The following is a 2159-nucleotide window of genomic DNA, read 5'->3' on the forward strand; positions in this document are numbered from 1 at the left end:
CCACTGCTGGGTGACGCTGCCGTTGTCACCGCTCAGGCGCACCTCCACCCGGGCCTGGTTGAGGGGCTCGGGCAGGTGCAGCTGAAAGCGCGTGATCCATTTCTCGCAGGCCAGCACCATGATCGGGCGCGGCGGGGTGGTCCCGAGCGCCGGCACGCTGATCAGGATGTCGTCCTGGGTCTGGTTGGCGATCAGCCCCATGTCGCCCTCCTCGCGACCGGCCTCCTGGCGCTCGATGGCGTACCAGAGCGCGGGCAGCTCGTCCGGCGCCTCGGAGGGCGCGGCGTCGAGAAACAGCGCGTCGTAGCAGTTCAGGCGCTCCAGGCGCGAGCCCTCCTGGGCGCAGCCGCGCGCCTCCTCCAGCAGCGCGTCCGGCTGCTGGGCAGTGGCGAGGCTCGTCAGGCCCAGGGTCAACAGCGCGCCACACAGCCAGCGGCGTTTTGCAAACGTCACGTTCATTTGGTATCCAGCTCCAGTAGCTGACATTTATGCGCCAGCGTGCGCTTGGGCAGTCCCAGGCTCTGCGCCGCCTGGGCGCGGTTGCCGCCGAAGCGCTGCAGCCGCTGGCGAATGATCGAGGATTCGATCTCGCGCAGGGCCTGGCGAAGATCGTCGATTTCGTTGGGCACCATCGCCCCGGCCTCGCCCGCCGTGTCGTTTTCGGATGTCGCGGCCGACGGCCTCTCGAGCGGCTGCTCGAAGGGCAGGTGATCGACGCCGATGTCCGCGCCGGGAGGCGTCATGGCACAGGCGTAGTCGATCACGTTCTTGAGCTCGCGCACGTTGCCCGGGTAGTCACGCCGGTAAAGAAGCCGCAGCGCCGCCGGGGTGATCCCCATGTCGCCGCGCTCTTCACGGGCGCAGAAGTCGCCGATGAAGGCCTGGGCGAGAATCTCGATGTCGTCGCGCCGCTCGGCGAGCGGTGCCAGGGTGATCGGGAACTGTCCCAGGCGGTAGTAGAGATCCGCCCGGAAACGCTGCTCCTTGATCTGCTCGCGAAGCGGCTGGTGGGTGGCGGCCACCACGCGAAGATCCGCGCAGCGCTCGTCGCTGGCGCCGAGGGGCCGGTAGCGGCCGCTCTCCAGCACGCGCAGGAGCTTGGCCTGGAGCGCCAGCGGCATGTCGCCGATCTCGTCGAGAAACAGCGTGCCGCCGTGGGCCTTGGCGATCAGCCCTTCGCGGTTCTGGTCTGCCCCGGAGAACGCTCCCTTGACGTGGCCAAACAGCTCCGACTCCAGCAGCGTCTCGGGGATCGCCGCGCAGTTGATCGCCATGAACGGCGCCTGGGCGCGAGCCGAGAGCTCGTGGATCGCCTGGGCCACGCGATCCTTGCCGGTACCGGTCTCGCCTTGCAGCAGTACCGCCAGGTTGGTCTCGGCGGCGCGCACCACGTGGCTTCGCAGCGTCTGCATGGCGCTCGAGCGCCCCAGCAGACGCGTGCCCAGGCGATCCGCCAGGGCCTGGCGACGGGCGCCGTCGTTGAGCTTGGAGAGCGACTCCTCGAGCACCCGGGAGCGCTGGCGCTCGCCGTGCTCGCGGGCCAGCCGCGCCCACAGCCGGCACAACAGCGCCTCGAAGGCGACCATGCCGGGGGCGTCGAACAGCGTCTCGAACAGCGCCGGGTCGCCGGCCAGCAGCAGCACGCCGAGCCACTCGCGCCGGCCGTCCGGTGCCCGCAGCGGGCGCAGCTGCAGGCGCTGGCGCGCACCCAGTGACGCGATCTGCGCCTGGAACCCGTCGTGGTCCAGGCGCAGGCGGGCCTCCGTCACGGTCAGGCCGAGCGTCTTGTCGCTGCGAATCACATGGGCGTAGGGGTGGCTGAAATCGGCGCAGTCGAAACGCTCTGACGCATCGTCGCGCCCCACCCAGCGCCCGCTGCCGTCGATGTACAGGCACTCCACCATCGCAAGCCCCAGCTGGCGGCGCAGAAGCTCGGCCGCCTGGCGGCGCAGCGCCTCGAGCGAGGCGCTCTCCACCAGCGTCAGTGCCAGCGGCATCGCCGCCAGCGCCGGCGCCGGCGCCGGCAGGTCGTTCGAGGAGCGGGCGACGAGCGTCATGGCGTCACGAGACCTCCGCGTCGAAGGTCTTGCGTTCGGCGTCGACGCCGAGCACCACCCGCGATACCGTCTCGCGGCGGGCCATGCGCTCCAGAAGCGCCC

Annotated in this window: 2 protein-coding genes; both read right to left on the reverse strand. The window is 70.6% G+C overall.

From position 1 onward, the window contains the following. On the reverse strand, positions 1–459 hold a 459-nt coding region (locus tag BIS11_RS15890), incomplete at its 3' end, for a type VI secretion system-associated protein TagO (protein ID WP_253425679.1). Beyond that, on the reverse strand, positions 456–2057 hold the full coding sequence (locus BIS11_RS15895) for a sigma-54-dependent Fis family transcriptional regulator (RefSeq protein WP_253425676.1): 1602 nt from the start codon (positions 2055–2057) through the stop codon (positions 456–458). The genes BIS11_RS15890 and BIS11_RS15895, both read right to left, overlap by 4 nt. Positions 2058–2159 lie beyond the last annotated feature (102 nt).

This window comes from Halomonas sp. 707D4 (genome assembly GCF_024158685.1).
Lineage (GTDB): Bacteria > Pseudomonadota > Gammaproteobacteria > Pseudomonadales > Halomonadaceae > Vreelandella.

Excerpts from the sequence above, each read along its gene's own strand:
- BIS11_RS15895 (WP_253425676.1), bottom strand. The coding sequence starts at position 2,057 with ATGACGCTCGTCGCCCGCTCCTCGAACGACCTGCCGGCGCCGGCGCCG.